7 protein-coding genes are annotated in these 17,594 nt (G+C 59.4%); 1 reads left to right on the forward strand and 6 read right to left on the reverse strand.

Annotation, left to right across the window (positions count from 1 at the left end; all coding sequences use genetic code 11):
• Positions 1-89: 89 nt before the first annotated feature.
• From FOV68_RS17855 to glyQ, 5 genes are all read right to left on the reverse strand, one after another.
• Positions 90-347 carry a hypothetical protein gene (locus FOV68_RS17855; RefSeq protein ID WP_083070437.1) on the reverse strand — a complete coding sequence of 86 codons (258 nt, stop codon included), beginning with the start codon at positions 345-347 and terminating at the stop codon, positions 90-92.
• Positions 344-10,294, reverse strand: a complete 9,951-nt coding sequence (locus FOV68_RS17860) for a hemagglutinin repeat-containing protein (RefSeq protein WP_143991294.1) — start codon at positions 10,292-10,294, stop codon at positions 344-346. Before FOV68_RS17860 ends, FOV68_RS17855 begins: the two co-directional genes overlap by 4 nt.
• Before the next feature lie 58 nt (positions 10,295-10,352).
• Entirely contained in the window at positions 10,353-12,083 is a 1,731-nt protein-coding gene (locus FOV68_RS17865; RefSeq protein WP_064703237.1) for a ShlB/FhaC/HecB family hemolysin secretion/activation protein, read from the reverse strand.
• A 375-nt stretch (positions 12,084-12,458) separates the two neighbouring features.
• Positions 12,459-14,528, reverse strand: a complete 2,070-nt coding sequence (gene glyS / locus FOV68_RS17870; protein WP_031593495.1) for a glycine--tRNA ligase subunit beta — start codon at positions 14,526-14,528, stop codon at positions 12,459-12,461.
• A 9-nt stretch (positions 14,529-14,537) separates the two neighbouring features.
• Positions 14,538-15,449: a glycine--tRNA ligase subunit alpha gene (gene glyQ, locus FOV68_RS17875; protein ID WP_010258942.1), complete on the reverse strand. Its 912-nt coding sequence runs from the start codon at positions 15,447-15,449 to the stop codon at positions 14,538-14,540.
• A gap of 221 nt (positions 15,450-15,670) precedes the next feature.
• On the opposite strand from glyQ, the gene FOV68_RS17880 reads away from it, so the two are divergent.
• Positions 15,671-16,666, forward strand: a complete 996-nt coding sequence (locus FOV68_RS17880) for an acyltransferase (protein WP_010671618.1) — start codon at positions 15,671-15,673, stop codon at positions 16,664-16,666.
• On the opposite strand, the gene FOV68_RS17885 is transcribed toward FOV68_RS17880, so the two are convergent.
• Positions 16,651-17,583 (reverse strand): GlxA family transcriptional regulator, encoded by a 933-nt coding sequence (locus FOV68_RS17885; RefSeq protein WP_143991295.1) that lies wholly within the window; start codon positions 17,581-17,583, stop codon positions 16,651-16,653. The genes FOV68_RS17880 and FOV68_RS17885 overlap by 16 nt on opposite strands.
• Between the last annotated feature and the right edge of the window lie 11 nt (positions 17,584-17,594).

Consider the following 17,594-nt stretch of genomic DNA (forward strand, 5'->3'; position numbering starts at 1 on the left):
GCACGTTGATGGGGAAGAGTCACAATGCACCACCAACGCCAGAGAGTTATTCTTAACAACAACTCCTGCCGCAGCTCAGGCTTAAAGTGCTACCTGAATCTGCTTTTTCTATAGTGCTGATAATATATCCACCAACAACCTATTGCTCCGATCATCCCGCCAGCAATACTTCCTTTCAAAATTTTTATATAATTAATAGTTGACAAATCTAAAGATAACCCATGAAAAAAAACATAGAATAATTTTATCAAAACCTGCGTAGCTATAGCTGCAATAAATATTCCAACCGGGAGAGTAATGACCAAGTAAATAAATATTAAAAACCACTTTAAGGTTGTAATTTTCATTCCTCACCTCCTATAGCCTTACCTGCCTGATCATTTCCATATTCGGTACCTATTGAGCTAGTTATATTTCCAGCGATGCCTGGCACTGGATTAACTGGCAGAGGCTTGGATATACCCATTCCGACATCAGTCCAGACCCAGTCTTTCCACGGTTTCATCGGGTTGAATACTTTATCAAGCGGCAACTCAACTAATTTACCAGCCCCATAACCTAGCCCCGATGCTGCACCACTCATCGCGCCACCTTTCAATGGGTCATCCCCTTTAAGATAGCTGGACGTGGCACCGCTCACAGCATTCACCCCAATGGTGCCCCACAGCCCGGTGCCTGCCGTTAGTGCTCCTGTCCAGTAACCCAAAATGACATCATTCAGATTTACGTCCCCATTGATCAGGTAACCTACTCCTGCATTAGCTCCGGCACCTATCAGGCTGGTAGTTGCGGCCATACCTGGTAAAAGTGGCCATGTTAGCGCACTACCAACCGCTGCCAATGCTGTTTCACAGGATACAGGCGTTCCGCCACTACAGGCTTCTTTTATTGTGTCCTGCATGCCTGCTTCGTACTTTTCTATCGTCCCTTTTTTGTGGGCTTCTGCCGCTGCAAGTACATTCGCCAGCGCATTATTTTCAACCGCGTTCTTACCCGCCTGCGCCCCCGCCACAACATCCGCCGTGCTGTCACCAACCACGCCGCCCGCCAGACCCGCCGCCAGCGTCCCCAGCGCACTTATCGTCTGCCGCTGCTCCTCAGACAGGTCACTGCGCTTAACCCCCGGATACAGCTGCTGCGCGATGTACTCGCCCATCACCGCGCCCGAGGCGCCGGCCAGCGCAGCATTGCCCGCCGCGTACGAGGTTACCGCACCCAGCACCGCGTGCGCCATCAGGTTCGCTTCGGTATTCACCTTACCGTTCGCATCCGTGGTCAGCTCGTGTATCTTTTCCGCCAGGTACGGTGCTGCCGCGCCGCTTATCGCCTGCGCCACGTTCCCGTCCGACAGGCCCTGCACCGCCGCCGTCACCGCGCTGATGGCACGCTGCACCTTACCGCCCGTCCCGAACGGTTTCTGCGCCGTGTCGTAAGCCTGCTTCGCTATCTCATCTGCCGTCGGGTTCAGCTTCCCTTTTTTGGACAGCTCTTCCCTCGCCGCCGCCAGCGCCGCCGGATCGGCCTTCGCCTTCATGCCCGCTATCTGGCCCTGCGTCCGTGCAATATCTCCCGCCTGAGCCCCGATTTCGCCTATCAGCTGCGCCGCCTTCAGCCGGTTCTGCTCCTTCTCCTTATCAAAGATGACGTCCAGCCCCGGATTGGCGTTCGCCACGTCGCGGCTTAAACCGGCAACGTCCTGCTTCTGCTTTTCCTTATCGCGGATAACTATCGTGCCTTCACTCACAGCGGATTTCGTGGTGCTGTCCGCGCTGCCGCTGTCGTTCAGACCCGCCAGCATGCCGTTCGCCATGTTCCCGGCGAACTGACCGCCGATGCTGCCGCCGGTGCTCATGCCCGCACTCTGATGCTCCACCTCATATTCCGCGTGGTTCTCTATGTCGCCGAAGCCCAGCGTGCCGGTGTCGAGCCGGTTCTTATCGGCGGAGGCCGTTGAGCTGATGACCGCACCGTTCAGCTGCGTGTGCTCACCCACCGTGACGTCAAAGCCGCCCTTCCCGGCAAAGATACCGGTCTGCTCCGCCACGCTCTGCCAGGTGCTGTGCAGCTTATCCCGGCTCACGTTCACGTTAGCCGACCCGGTCATTGAGCCGAAGGTAAAGCTGCCGCCCGCGCTGGCGCTCTGCTGTTTGCTGTCGTAGCGGTCGCTGTCCTGCTCTGAGGTCAGCTTCAGGTTGCGGCCCGCGTCCACCTTCACGCTCTCACCGTTTGCCTGCGCGCCCGTGAGCGTGATGTCGCGCCCGCTGGTCAGGCTGAGCCGGTTGCCCGCGTCCAGCGTGGTCTCGCTGTGCGTCAGCCCGTTGCCTTTTTCGCTGCCCTTCGCCGCGTTGACGCTCGCCGACACGCTGATGCCGTAGCCGCCCGACCCCACGCCGATACCGATACCGACGCTGCCGCCCTTGCTGCTGTTCTTACTGTCGGTGCTCTGCGTGTTCTGCGCCGACTGCAGGTTAATGTCCCGCGACGCATCCAGGCTCAGGTCGCCGCCCGCCTTCAGCTGGCTGCCGGCGATGCTGATGTTGCCGCTCTGCGCCGTACCGTTTTTGCCGGTTGCCGTGACGGTCAGATTCCGGCCCGCCGTCAGCGTACTGCCCTGCGACTGACTGCTCTCAGTACGCGCTTCGCTTTTCGACGACTGGCTGCCGTACGAGGCGCTGACGCCGATGGTGTTGGTCGATCCCGCCTGATAGCCGTCCTGCCCGGGCCTCAGGTCGCCGGCTGCATTGTGCGCGTCCGCGGCGGCAGTGTTCAGCCCGTCCATCTGAGCCGCCTGCGCCGCCTGCACCCCGTTCAGCGCCGCCTGGGTGTTCTGCAGCGCGCTGACCCGCCCGTCACCCGACTTCCTGGCCTGCTGCGCGCTGCTCACCGCCGTGTTGAGCGCGCTGCCCGCCGTGCCTGACAGGGCGATGCTCAGACCGCTCTGTTTCTGCTCGAAGGTTTCCTTACGGCTGCGTGAATCAAAGCCCGGGTCGATAGTTACGCTGTCGCCCGTCAGCTTCATGTCTTTACCCGCCACCAGGTCTGCGCCGCCGACGTGCAGCCGGTTGCCCGCCGTGACGTTCACGCTGCCCTGGCTGCTGCCAACGGTGCTGACGCTCTGACTCTGGGTGGTACCCTTCTCATCGATTTCATGGCGGGTCGACTGCTTGCCGACCGTGAAGCCGATGCCGCCGCTGCCCAGCAGGCCGCTCTTTTTGTTCTCCTGCAGCTGGTAGTGACTGTCGGTCTCGGTCGCCGCGCCGATCTCCACGTCGCGCCCGGCCCGCAGATTGACGTCCTGGTCGGCAGCCACCGCCGATCCGGTCACCGTCAGGTCGCGTCCGGCGATGACCGTGACGCTTTCGCCGCTCAGCAGGCTACCGTTCTCACGCGTGGTGACGTCCCGCGTCACGCTGTGACCGCTGCTTTTGTTCAGCAGACCTTTATTCTCTGAGCGTTCTTCACTGTAGAGCGACTCACGTTCGGTGGCGGTGTTCAGTACCACGTCCTGTTTTGCCTGCAACCCGACCGCGCCCTGTTCGCTGTGCAGCGTACTGCCGGTAACGGTGACGTCGCCCTCGCGCCCGATCACCGTCACGCCCAGCTGCCCGCTGAAGGTGCTGCCGGTGCTGCTCTCACGTGCAGTTTCCTCTTCACGGTGGGTGCGGGTATTACCCTCGCGCTTGTTTTCGCTGTCCTGAGCTACCAGGCTGGCGCGTGCGTCTTTAATGGTAACGTTCTGCGCGCTGATGCCAATGCGGCCCTCTGTACTGTCAACCTGCGCGCCTTCGGCCAGCAGGTTATTACCCGCCACCAGCGTCACACCCTGAGCGCCGCTCAGGGTGCTGAGCAACAGACGATCTTCCTGGCGACTATTGCTGACCGACGAGGTCCGGCTGTCGGCCTCAAGATGGGTGGTATTGGTGGTGGTTTCAGCACCGATGCGAATGTCTCCGCCAGCCTGAACCCGGGCGGAGCCGGAGGCGCTGGCCTGGCTACCGGTCAGCGTCAGGTCACGCCCGGCCAAGAGCAGAAGGTTGCCACCGGCGTTAAGCTCGCTGCCTTTTGCCTGCTGCCACTCGCCGCTGACCTGGGCCATGCGCCTGCCCGCTTCTTCTATGCTGCTGCTGGTGCGGTTACCCATCGCCCCGGAGATAACGCTCAGACTGCCGCTGTGGCTGCTTTTTGCCGCGCTAATCGACAGGTCGTTGCGCGCACTCAGGCTAAGGTTACTGGTGGCATTGAGCTTCGCGCCCTGTAGCCGGATATCAGTGCCGCTGAGGCTGATATCCTCAGCGCTCATCGTCGCCTGACGCAGGGCATTCTGAAGATCGGTACTGATCGTCAGCGTCTCCGTCTTCACATCAATGCTGCCCGCCGTGATGTCGCCGCCCAGGTGCTGAAACTGCCCGCTGTCGATGGAGAGCGCCTGGTCCGCAAAGAGGTTACCGGCATTGGTCACGCTGTCTGCCGAGAGCTGCAAAGTACCGCCGCCAATCACCGCGCCCGCGCCAGTCAGGCGCAGCGTGGTCTGAGCCAGATAAACCTTCGGCACCCACACCGTCTGAGGGCCGTCTGCCGTATCAACCGTTTCGCTGACCAGCCAGACGATATCCTGTTGCAGCGCCGCAATCTGTTGTGGCGTCAACGCCACGCCCGGCACCAGATGGAAATCCTGCGCCACTTTAGAGCCGTTGTTCATCAGCTCCTGATACTGCGCCATCGCATCCCAGCCGTTAACGGAAGGCCTGCCGGTCAGTTTCAGGACCTGCTCGCGAACCAGACGCTGCTCATAAAAACCGTCGCCCAGGCGTTTATGCACCTGTGACGGGTCGTAACCCACCCGTTCAAGCAGATAGTCGCTGCTGATAAATTTGCTCTGACTGGTAAAGCGCTCGTCAGTCACAATCAGGAACGGACTGCCGGCAGCAGTGTGCTGGCTGAACAGACCATTATTGGGGATGGTTGTGGCGACTTTCTCCAGCTGTTGTAGCGCCGTCAGAGCCAGTTCAGCCGGTAACAGTGGGCGACCCGATGTGTTATCACCCGTCGTAAGTTCTGTGTCGCCGTCATGGCGGGCGACCCCGTCCACGGCAAAGGCCAGTGGGTTACGTTCATACTCAGCGCGCTCAGCGTCCACTGCCTGCAGCGCCGCTTCAAGCTGGCTTATCTGCGCCTGATTAACGGTGGTATTGCTGATGCTGGTCCCGTTAATGCTGACGTTGCCGTTGCCGGTAATGATGCCGTCAACGGTGGCCAGGGCGGTGGTCTCATCGGAATTGAAGGTCGGATACCAGTGGCGCGTGCTTCTGTCGTAATGATCGACAATAACTTCCTGCCGCCGCTCATTGATCGAATAGCCCCGGTTGTCGATGCTCCCGCCGCCATCCAGTGTCAGATTGCCGTTAGCCGTAATCACGCTGGCATCATTAAGTAACGCTCCGGTGATGCGCAGGAGCATGTCGCCACCCGCCAGAATACGTGCACCAATACCTTCACTGACCAGTCTGTCACGCGTCAGGGTGCCGGTTACGCTACGCTCACGCAAAGCGCTGTAGTCGCTGATAAAGAGGGCGCTATCGATATCGATATGTTGTTCAGGGTCCCATTGTTCGATACGACCACGGTCATGTTCACGCCATACGGTGTTCTGGTAAGGAGTCGGCACATTTTTCTGCTTAAATCCTCGCGTTTCATAGAACGTCATGGCATACGTGCCATCGGCGCTGGGGTTCAGTGCCAGATAGTTAACCCACAGATCGGTCAGCACGCCCTGATTATTCATGACCCGTACCTGAGCGCGTTTGCCCGCCGCGTCAATCGCCAGCAGGGTGCCGTAAAGATTGCTCTGCGCCGCGGCCTCATCCTGGAAAGTCAGTTGCTGAGTGGTCGGTGCCATACTGCTTTTATCGGGCATTATCGTCGTACCAAACGAGCGCCAGTAGTAGTTATAGCGATGCCACTTGTAGTCGCTGGTCTCAGCCTCACGCTCTATCACCAGCCCTTCGCGCAGGTTGTCTAGCCGCCGCGCTTCCAGCGTCATATCACCGTCCGCTTCAATAAAGCTCGCCCGGTTCTCGATCAGGTCATCGCTCTGCAATGACAGGCGATTGCCGCTATAGAGCAGCGCGCCATCTGTGTTGCTCAGCCGCTCACGGGCCTGCAGGGTCAGGTTTTGAGTTGCCGCGATGACCGCAGGCTGTCCATGGTTGTCGATCACCCGGGAACGCACGGTGACTTCATCACCCATCAACGCGGCACGGTTATCCAGCGAGTCGACATTCAGCGTCAGGTCGTCGGCTTCAAGACGCCCGCTGTTCAGCAGCGCACCGGTCGTGAGCTGAACGGTTTTGCCCACCAGCATCGCCGGGTTGGTTATGCCTGCCGCATTCAGCACCAGATTACCCGGCAGCAGCCAGTCCACCAGGTTAGTAAACGCCCCGCTCAGAGAGACAGTCACCGTGCCGTTACTGCTGATGGTTTCGTCCGCCTGGCGGGTGTAGTCCTGTTGCGCGCTCAGCGTCAGAGCTTGCAGGCCCAGCAGCGTGCCGCCCTGATTATCGAAAGAGTGTGAATGGATGCTCAATGCACCAGCACTCTCCAGCCGTCCGCTCTGATTGAGCAGCACCAGCGGTGAATCAGTCGGTGAGAGATCACCGTTGATGTTGAGATCGCCATTCGCCAGCACCCGTCCCTGCCGGTTGTCCAGTTGTGCAACACCGCGCAGCATGAGCGTTCCGGCGCTCTGCAGCCGCCCGGCGCTATTATCGATATCACGTGCAGTAATGTCGCTGTAGGTGGTGCCGAGTAACAGGCCGCCGTCGCGGTTGATAAGGCGATCGGCCTGCAGTGAGAGCCCCGCCTGACTGCTGATCACACCCTGGGTACTGTTATCGATCGCCGTGGCGTTCAGCACTAAATCCTGCGTGGCGACAAGCTGGCCGCCCTGATTGTTCAGTTGTGCGGCTTCAAGGGTTAGCGCCGCGCCGCTGTGGACTTTGCCCTGCTGATTATTGAGCGTGCCGACGTGATAACTTCCCGCGCCCTGGCTGATTAGTGTGCCACTGGCATTCTCCAGCTGCCCGGTGGTCAGATTAATCGCTTCACGGCTGCTGAACACGCCCTGATGGTTGTTGATCGCTGCGGCATTGATCTGCTGTCCGCCATTGCTGCGTACCGCGCCGCCATTGTTATCAAACTGCCCTGACAGCTGAAGGGTCAGCTGTTGCTGGCTGTCGATGTTGCCGCCTGCGTTGTTCAGCGTCTGCGCATCCAGCTGGAACGCTTCGCCGCTCTGTATCTTACCGGCCTGGTTATCCAGATCCCCGGCCAGATTCAGCTTCAACTGCCGCTGACTGTAGAGCAGACCGCCCTGGGTGTTATCGATACGCGCAGCGGTAATAGTCAGCCCCTCACCAGCCAGCCACTGGCCATCCGCATTGTTAATGTTACCGGTGCGGCTGCCTTCGGTCTGACCCTGAACGGTAAGCTGCTGCTGAGCAGAGACTTTACCGGCCAGGTTGTTGATATCCTGCTCAATGCGTAACGCCATGCCAGCAGCCGATTGCAACACGCCGCTGGCGTTACTAAGCCAGTTCGCCGAGAGTTCAGCCTGCTGCTGACTTTGTACGCTGCCCGCCGTGTTATCGAAACCGGCAGTCGTGGCAGTCCAGCTTTCCTGGCTGCCCATCCAGCCCTGCGCATTGCCCATCTCCTGCGCCTGAAGCGTCTGGCTTAACCGACTGAAGATGCGGCCATTGCTGTTATCCAGACGACCAGCAACCTGCATATCCAGCGTATCCAGCGCATTGATCGCGCCCTGAGCATTGAACAGATTTGCTGCGCTGGCCTGCGTGCGGCCATTACCGGTCAGTGTGCCACCCTGATTGTCCCAGTCGCCCGCCAGGTTCAGCGTCAGCGCCTGCTGGCTGAGAATCTGCCCTGACTGGCGATTGTTCAGTGCGCCGCCCTGCAGCAGCAGATCGCCGCCGCTTTGCAGCGATCCGCCACCGTTATCAAATAGCGTCGCTGCGGTGCCATGGACCGCGAGGGCATTTTTCGCCGTGAGTTTGCCGCTCTGGTTGAGGATATCGCCACGGCTGGTCAGGTCCAGATCACCGCCAGACTGCAACCGGCCGCTGGCGTTATTGAGCTGATCTGCCGCCGCCGTGACCCGCTCACCGCCCTGTGCCGTTCCGTCGCGGTTCTGCCAGAGTCCGCCGCTGTTGAGTGAGAGATGATGACCCGCTTCGATCCAGCCACCGCTGTTGTCCAGGCCCTGTAGTGCCGTCAGATCGAGATCGCGCTGGCTGACGATCTCGCCCTGCACATTATTCAGATGCTGCGCGGTCAGCGACAGCTGACCGCCGTTCAGGGTGCCAGCGTGATTATCGAGATCACCGCCCGCGCTGAGCGTCAGCGCATCACCGGCCAGCAGCTTACCCTGACTGTTGTTAACTGCGTCGCGGGCATTAATAGCCAGCGCGGCCTGGGTTTTAACGGTGCCACCCTGGTTAGTCAGGCTGCCTGTCTCAAGCGTCAGATCGCCGTTGTTACCCAGCTCACCCGCGGTATTGTCGAGCAGACCGTCAATCCGCCATTTTTGGGCGGCGTTGTCGAGTGCGACCATGCGTCCACGCTGGTTATTCAGCGAGGCGGCCCGGAAGCTGAGTTGCCGGCTCTCAATCGCTCCGTCGCTGTTATCCAGCCCACCACTCAGGGTGAAGCGGCTTTCGCCACTTCCGGTCTGCGACCATCCGGCCTGCTGGCTGAACAGGCTGCGTCCATCGACCTGCCAGCGCCCGGCGCTAATCTGCGCCTGCTGCGCCTCGATATCACCTGCCGTGTTAATCACCAGCTCATCACCGTTGATCACCGCCTGCCGCACGGCAACACCACCCTCCTGAGCCGTCAGTGTTGCGCGGCTGGCCGCGATCTGAGCGCCACTGAGATCGACCCGGCGTCCGCGAGCGCTGACCTCTTTTTTGCTCAGCAGGCTGCCGCTGGCGCGAATGATATCCTGGCTCTCCAGCTGCAGATTAGCTTCCTGCACAACCTGGCTACTGGCATCGCTGCCTGCCAGCAGGTGTCCGCTGCTCTGGATGCTGCGGGCCGCCGTCAGCCGCACATCACCTGCCGCCGCCAGGGTGCCGGACTGAGTGATTCCGCCTTCGCGGCTCCGCACTGTCAGCTGACCACCACTGTGGAGCTTGCCCTGATAGTCGATATCCTCTCTGGCCGCAAGACTGATGTCGCCTCCGGCCTGCGTCACGCCATCCTGCGCCGCCGACTGCCAGACAAGCTTACCTTCGCTACTCACCACCAGCGTTTTGCCCGCCTGCACCTGAGCGTTCTGATTTCGCATGCCGACGCCCGCTTCAGTGCCTATCATGCGGATCTGGCCGCTGTACATGCCGCCCATCTGCCCCATGTCGATCGCCAGTTCAGGTCTGGCGCTGCCGTCATCAGCCAGCGGTGTGACCGTCTGTGCGTCTGCGCTTACGCGATTGCGACCGGCCACCACCGCCAGCTCTTTTTTGGCCCAGACGCCCGCATTGATCTCCACCGCGCGGGCCAGTACGTCAACATACTCAGTATCATGACGGGGATCGCCGTTGAGTCCGCCGCCTTCAATGCGCACCACGCCGCGTTCGACCTGATAACCCGCCAGACTGCCGTCAGCGTTGAGCTGTGGTTTGCCGGTGGTCAGCGTCATCCGTCCGGCGTTGATGGTGCCGCATCCGTTACAGACAATCCCGGCCGGGTTGGCAACGATCACCTGCGCCCGTCCGCCCGCCACTTCCATATAACCGCGCAGCTGGCTGGGATTATTGCTGTTTACTTCGTTGATGATCACCCGCGCCGCTGGGGTCTTTGGGTTGAGATTCGGGTTGCCCTGAATCATTCCGGCCAGTTGTGTTGAGGTCATCACTGCGGAGTTATTCAGGATGGCGCCGTTCTGCGCGACGTCGAATTGCTGATACTGGTTATGCGAGATACCCGCCTGATTGGGGGCGGTGATATTAACCTGCGGCAGCCCGTTCTGGGTGGCGATGACGTCGGGCCGCTGTCCTGGCGTAGCATTGCTATCCGCCACAATGCCGTTCGCCATTGCAGGCCCGGCAAACAGGGCCATTCCCAGCAGCCACGCCGCGCGGCGTAAAGTGACCCAGAGACGCGGCGCGCCGTTACCACGGCTCTGACCGGGCTCCGTGCTGCAACTGCGGGCAAGTTCTGACACCACCCGGAGTTCCCCATGGGTGCGGCTGAAGATAATGCGATAGCAATGTTTATTCATGGGTCACATCCATGTGAAAGTCACTCAGTTCAGATAGCGGGATCGCCCGCTTTGGTGGTCAGATTTCCAGGTTAACGCTGAAACCCGCCGTCGCGCCTGAGGTATGAAAACCCGCAGGTTTATAGAGCGGAATGCCCGCAAACAGGTCGTAGCTGAAGCGGCCCCAGAGCGCGCCGCGTACCCCTATTGCACTGCCTGCCAGCTGATGCCCGACAAGATCGCGAGTCGAAGGCCCGCTTACCCGGCCATAATCGGCAGCCAGATAGAGCTCATGCCCGCGCGAGAAAAGATTCCAGCCGATTTCATTACGCCATAGCAGTCCTTTTTCCCCCGACAGCATCTGCTCACCGTCGAAGCCGCGTACCGTATAGCGGCCGGCAATTGCCATTCGCTCCTGTGGCGTCAGGGCATTCGGACTCCATTGTCCCCGCACACTGCTGTAGACCCGCCAGGGCTGCTCGCCCACGGCGAAAGGATGGTTGATGCCGAGGTCGCCCAGCAATATGCCGGTACGCGCGCTGCCCTGATGACGCGACTCTTCTGGTGCAGGAAGCGCATTAAACGCCCCGGTACCGCGCCGCCAGGCGATACTGGCGTCCAGCGTGCTACTGCCCAGATAGCTATGCTGATTCAGGCCCAGTTCCCAGCCTGCGGTGCGCCGCTTTTGCTGCTCAATGTCGATATCGTTGACGGCGTTGGTGGAGTGTTTGCGGTAGCCACGCAGATTAAGCGTGGTTTTGTTCGACTGATCGCGGTAGAGCAACCGGGAGACCGTGAGCTGGAAATTATCGCTCTTGCCGCTGTAGCGCAGTACCTCATTGGCATTGGGGATGTTCTGGTGATAGGTGTAGTCGTTGTAGTTGGCGGAAACGGCCCAGTAGCCTATCGGGAAAAAGTAATTCAGGGTGTGCGAGCGGTTACCGAACGGCCCATGCTCAAACAGGTTTTTGCCAATATTGGCGTAAAACAGATCGTTCTGCGCAAAGGGCGCATCCACTGCGAGGGTGGCGGAACCGAGATAGCGCCCGGTACTTCTGGAGCCGCTGTCATCCAGTCCCAGACTGAGCCGCACCGGTCTGCCTTCGCGCCAGTTGACCTGCAGATCGCTGGTGGCTTCCTGCTCGCCCGGCACGATTTTAATATCGGCACTGGCGCTGGGCACCCGCTTGAAGTTCTCCAGCCCCTGCTCAATATCCCGCAGATTTAATATCTCGCCCGATGACGCCGGAATCGCATTCCACAGCCGTCCACGCCAGGAAACCGGTTCATCAAAACGGATCCTGCTGATACGGCCCGGCTGTAACGTCAGCGTTAATACGCCTTTGGTCAGATCCTGCTCCTGTGCCATGACGCGGGTGGTGACATAGCCTTTGGCGAGAATTGCATTCTGCACTTTATTAATGACCAGCACGATGCCCTGTCCGCCCAGGCAGCGGCCGGTGGCATCCGCAGCGGCGTCGAGCGCCCACTGGAAACGGCTGGCTTTATCGCCAGTCAGGACGATCTGATTGATGGTAAAGCAGGGCTGCTCACTGGCAGGATAACCGGGCAGACGACTATCAGGACGGGGAAGATGTTCATTCGCCTGCGGCGCATTCTGCTGTTGCAGCACGCGCTCGCGCGTCTGCTGACGCAGTTGCTCGCGGGCATCAATCGCCTGGCCTTCTTCACGGGGATTATCGGCTGGCGGGGCTGCCATCACCGGGAAAGCAGAGCAGAGCAACGCGCCTGCCACCATGGCGAGCAGACGCACTGGCGGATGCCAGAGCAATAAACAAATCCTTTTCATGAAAATTCCATTTCACTAACTGTAACCGGGTGTAAATTCTGGCGAATTATCCATCAGGAAAGGGGAAAAACAAGAGGGTTGGCTATTTTTCGGGCGGTTTCTTAACCTCCGGATTTTGAAAAAATCTTAGGGTATTCCAGGAAAAAATCAGAAAGTAACCATTTGATATATATTCAATATTTATCAAGTAGCGCATCAACACAGCCGATTCCTGATGACCGGCAGTGGCTGTTTGAGCACTTTAGCGTATTCATTTGCACCCTAAAAAATGGCCGCTATAGCGGTCACACTCAGGTATGAGTTGAAGACATCAGGCCAAAAAATCCCATAAAAAAAGGGACGATTGCTCGTCCCTTTTCCGCACAACAAATAGCATTACTGCAGCAGCGAGATATCCGCGACCTGCAGGAACAGCTCACGCAGTTTTGACAGCAGCGTCAGGCGATTAACCCGCACCGCCTGATCGTCGGCGTTAACCATCACTTTATCGAAGAAGTTGTCTACCGCAGTACGCAGCTGTGCCAGTTCGACCAGCGCATCCTGATAGCGGCCTTCAGCAAAGTAAGGCTGCAGCTTGCTGCTCAGCGCAGTGACAAAAGTCGCCAGCTGGATCTCTTCGTTCTCTTTCAGCAGCGACGCCTGCACGCTTTCATTCAGCGTTTCGGTCGATTTCGCCAGAATGTTAGAGACGCGCTTGTTCGCCGCCGCCAGTGCTGCGGCTGCTTCCAGCGTACGGAAGTGCGACACCGCTTTCATGCGTGCATCAAAGTCAGCCGGACGGGTCGGACGACGCGCCAGAACCGCCTGCAGCGTGTCGATGCTGTGACCCTCTTCCTGATACCAGGCGCGGAAGCGACCCAGCATAAAGTCGATCACATCATCCACCACGCGGGCGTTGCTCAGCTTGCTGCCATACAGGCGCACCGCTTCTTCGGTCAGAGTCTGCAGATCGAGCGGCAGGTTCTTCTCAACGATGATACGCAGCACGCCCAGCGCCGCACGACGCAGTGCGAACGGATCTTTGTCGCCTTTTGGATGCTGACCAATGCCGAAAATACCGGCCAGCGTATCCATTTTATCGGCAATGGCCAGTGCACAGGCGACCGGGCTGGACGGCAGATCGTCACCGGCAAAGCGCGGCTGATACTGCTCATTCAGCGCCACCGCCACATCTTCGGCTTCGCCGTCGTGACGCGCGTAGTGCATGCCCATCACGCCCTGGGTGTCGGTGAACTCGAAGACCATGTTGGTCATCAGGTCACACTTCGACAGCAGGCCCGCGCGGGTGGCGTGATTCACATCTGCGCCAATTTCACCGGCAATCCAGCCCGCCAGGGCCTGAATGCGATCAGTTTTATCACGCAGCGTGCCCAGCTCTTTCTGGAACAGCACCGTCTCCAGACGCGGCAGGTGATCTTCCAGACGCTTTTTGCGGTCGGTATTAAAGAAGAACTCCGCATCGGCCAGGCGTGGACGTACCACTTTTTCGTTGCCGGAGATAATCTGGCGCGGATCGCTGGATTCGATGTTGGTGACGAAAATGAAGTTCGGCATCAGGTTGCCGTCATTGTCATACACCGGGAAATACTTCTGATCGCCTTTCATGGTGTAGACCAGCGCTTCCGCAGGCACCTTGAGGAATTTCTCTTCAAAGGTCGCGGTCAGGACCACCGGCCACTCCACAAGCGATGTCACCTCTTCCAGCAGGCTGTCGCTGATATCAGCGTTGCCGCCTAAACGGCGTGCTGCCGCTTCAGCATCGGCTTTGATCATCGCTTTGCGGACCTGATAGTCGGCAATGACCTGGCCGCGTTTTTCCAGCACATCGGGGTATTGATCGGCGCTTTCGAGCGTGATTTCGCTTTCACCCATAAAGCGGTGACCACGAATAATCCGGTCTGACGCGATGCCCAGAATGGTGCCAGGGATCAGCTCATCGCCCAGCAGCATCGTCACGGTGTGAACCGGACGGACGAACTGCACATCGCTGTCGCCCCAGCGCATCAGTTTTGGCACCGGCAGCTTGCTGAGCGCGGTAGCGATCATTGCGGGCAGCAGCGCCTGGGCCGCTTCGCCTTTAACCTGGGCGCGATAAACCAGCCATTCGCCTTTATCGGTGGCGAGGCGTTCAGCCTGATCGACGGTAATGCCGTTGCCACGCGCCCAGCCTTCAGCGGCTTTGGTCGCGTTGCCGTCAGCGTCAAACGCCGCAGCGACCGCCGGTCCGCGCTTTTCCACTTCCCGATCGGGTTGTGAGGCGCTCAGGTTGGCGACTTTCAGCGCCAGACGACGCGGCGCAGCAAACCAGCTGACCTCGCCGTGGCTCAGGTTAGCGGCATCCAGTTCAGCAGTGACCTGCGCGGCAAAGGCTTCTGCCAGGCTGCGCAGGGCTTTTGGTGGAAGCTCTTCGGTGCCGATCTCCACCAGGAAAGTTTGTTCAGTCATGGCTGCCTCTTACTTTTTGTTATTGCACATCGGGAAGCCCATTGCCTCGCGAGAGGCGTAGTAAGCTTCAGCCACGGCTTTGGTCAGGGTACGAATGCGCAGAATATAGCGCTGACGCTCTGTTACCGAGATCGCTTTGCGGGCATCAAGCAGGTTGAAGCTGTGTGCCGCTTTCAGAATGCGTTCGTAGGCGGGCAGTGGCAGCGGTTTTTCCAGCGCCAGCAGATGCTGCGCCTCTTTCTCATACTGCTCGAAGCAGGTAAAGAGGAAATCAACGTCGGCGTATTCGAAGTTATAGGTGGATTGCTCCACTTCGTTCTGATGGAACACGTCGCCGTAGGTGGTTTTACCCAGCGGACCGTCGCTCCACACCAGATCGTAAACGCTGTCGACGCCCTGGATGTACATCGCCAGACGCTCCAGACCGTAGGTGATCTCGCCGGTCACCGGCTTGCACTCCATGCCGCCAACCTGCTGGAAGTAGGTGAACTGCGTCACTTCCATGCCGTTGAGCCACACTTCCCAGCCGAGTCCCCAGGCACCCAGCGTCGGGTTTTCCCAGTTATCTTCCACGAAGCGAATGTCATGCACCGTCGGGTCCATACCCAGCTCTTTCAGCGAGCCAAGATAGAGCTCCTGAATGTTGTCCGGTGAGGGTTTGATGATCACCTGGAACTGGTAATAGTGTTGCAGACGGTTCGGGTTTTCACCGTAGCGGCCATCGGTGGGACGGCGTGATGGCTGCACGTAAGCGGCGGCGATCGGCTCCGGGCCGAGTGCGCGCAGGCAGGTCATCGGGTGTGAAGTGCCAGCGCCCACTTCCATGTCCAGCGGTTGGACAATGGTGCAGCCCTGACGCGCCCAGTAATCCTGCAAGGTCAGGATCAGCCCCTGAAAGGTTTTGGTATCAAACTTTTGCATGTTGAGTGTGCACGCGCTTCGGTTAGATTAAAAAAAGAGGCCGACAGTATACCCTTTGACCGCGCGATGTGCAGCCGTAAATCCCAGGCGCTACCGGCGCGTTTTCGCAGTGATTCAGTGCGCTGGCATACAGATGGCTCCGAATCCTGCTGGCAGCAGTTGTTGCTCTGGTCGCATTTGGCTACCCTTTTGCGCACGGACGCGATGCGCAAGAGGATGCCATGCCGCAGAAGATTTACTGGATCGATAATTTACGCGCGGTTGCCTGTCTGATGGTGATCGTGATTCATACCACCACCTGGTATATCACCGGGCCGATGGCGGTGACTGGCATCACCTGGGATGCGGCTAATCTGCTGAACTCAGCATCACGCGTCTGTGTTCCGCTGTTCTTTATGATCTCCGGCTATCTGTTTTTCGGCGAACGCAGCGCCCAGCCGCGCCATATGCTCCGGCTGGTGCTCTGTCTGCTGTTCTACAGCGCGGTATCGCTGGCCTATATCACCTGGCTGACCCCCATCAGCGAAGGGCGATCAATCCTGAAGATGCTGCAGAAGCCGGTGTTTTATCACCTTTGGTTCTTCTTTGCGCTGATCGGCATCTATCTGCTGTCGCCCCTGATCCAGGTAAAAACCGTGCAGGCGCGCTACGTGGCGCTGCTGGTGCTGGTGCTGGCGGTGCTCGCCAATCCCAATACGGTCAGCCAGTCGCTGGGGCCATTTCACTTTCTGCCGGTTAATCTCTATGTCAGCGGTGACAGTATCTACTACCTGCTCTATGCGCTGCTGGGACGGGCTATCGGCACGATGGAGACGACCCGGCGCGGCCTGACGCCGCTGGCTGCCGGACTGTTTATCGCCTGTGTGATTGGCATTACATTGGGGACGAAACAGGCGTTGATCGTCAATGGGGCGTTTAATGACACCTGGTATCTCTACTGCGGACCGCTGGTGTTTATCGCCGCGATCAGCCTGCTGATCGTGTTTAAAAACAGCCTGAACCAGCGCACGCTGCCGGGTTTAACGGTGATTGCACGCTATTCACTGCCGATCTACGGCTTTCATGCGCTGTTCATTCACTACCTGCGAACGCATCATTACGATGATATGTCACGCCCGTGGCTCGACCTGCCCTGGGTGTTCGGGCTGACGCTGGGCGGCAGCCTGCTGCTGGGTATGGCACTGAAACGCGTCGATACCCGTCACTTTGTCAGCTGATCGGCTTCACGCTGGCGGGCGCGCCGTAGCTGGCGCGCCGATGAAAACCCCGCCGCCAGCGCCGCTTTTTCGGCAGATTCACCCTGCTGCTGACGCTGGCGTGCCACGCCAACCCGCAGCTGCTCATGGTATTCACGCACGCTAATCCCCAGATGCTGGCGAAACAGCCGCGCCAGATGGCGGCTACTGACATGCGTGCGTCCAGCCAGCTCGGTTAGCGTCCAGCCGTGCTCAGGATGGGCAATCATCAGATCCTGCGCCCGATGAATGGCCGGATGCATGTGGTTGCGGTAACGCAGCCACGGCGAAAGTTGCGGATCGTCACCGGCACGGCGAAACCAGACCACCATCTCCCGTGCTACCGCCAGCGCGGTTTGCGTATCACAGAGCTGATTAATCAGATGCAGCGCCAGATCGATTCCCGCCGTGATGCCTGCGCTGGTCCAGATATTCTCATGCCCGACAAACACCCGGTTCTCCTGCACCCGTGCGCGCGGGGCCGCGGCTTTCAGGCGGGCAATCACATCATGATGGGTGGTGCAGAGCACGTCATCCAGCATGCCTGCCTGCGCCGCCAGCAGCGCTCCCGAGCAGACGCAGACCAGCATAAAGGTCTGCGCGCGCAGCGCGGCGTGCTGGCGCATCAGCCAGTCGCGAGCCTCTCCGGCCTGCGGCGTGGCGTAACAGACCTGCGAGTCATAGACGCCTGGCACCACTAGCAGACTCCCGGCGGGCAACTTTTCAGGTAACGGTTCGATGCCGCCAATGGTCATGCCGGTGGAGCAGACCACCTCCGGCTGCGGGCCGATGTAGCGCAGCGTAAAGTGTTCGCCCGCCAGCTTCAGCGTCTCGGCCGGGCCGGTGAGATCCAGCGCCATCACGCCGGGCAGGGTTAAAAACCAGACGGTATGTGTCATGCTGGCCCGGG

Origin of the sequence: Pantoea sp. paga, assembly GCF_007558755.1 — a bacterium.
Lineage (GTDB): Bacteria > Pseudomonadota > Gammaproteobacteria > Enterobacterales > Enterobacteriaceae > Pantoea > Pantoea agglomerans.